This is a genomic window from Neobacillus drentensis (assembly GCF_036966985.1).
Lineage (GTDB): Bacteria > Bacillota > Bacilli > Bacillales > Cytobacillaceae > Neobacillus > Neobacillus drentensis_E.
Genome location: NZ_JBALSN010000095.1, coordinates 1 through 230, shown reverse-complemented (window position 1 = coordinate 230; position 230 = coordinate 1). Strand labels below are relative to the sequence as shown.

Below are 230 nucleotides of genomic sequence, written 5' to 3'. Positions count from 1 at the left end.
TAAAAAAATAAACACCAATTGACGGTCAATTGGTGTTGGCTTCATAGGATTTATCTTGGCGGGTAAGTAGCCATAGGCGGCGCACTGCCATATGGATATTCATACTCAATTTCTTCAGAGAACTGAATATAATCAACGGCGACCATTGGAATCAGGTAACGAGTCCCAACTTGTGGGTCACTCAGGATGACATGGTCTCTTCCTGCCGCTTCAATAATCCCTTTAAATTC

The 230-nt window shown here is 42.6% G+C and carries 1 protein-coding gene; it reads right to left on the bottom strand.

Annotated elements, in window-relative coordinates; all coding sequences use genetic code 11:
• Nucleotides 1-50 precede the first annotated feature (50 nt).
• A partial coding sequence (locus V7659_RS06800) for a spore coat protein GerQ (RefSeq protein ID WP_335538968.1) occupies nucleotides 51-230 on the bottom strand: 180 nt, incomplete at its 5' end.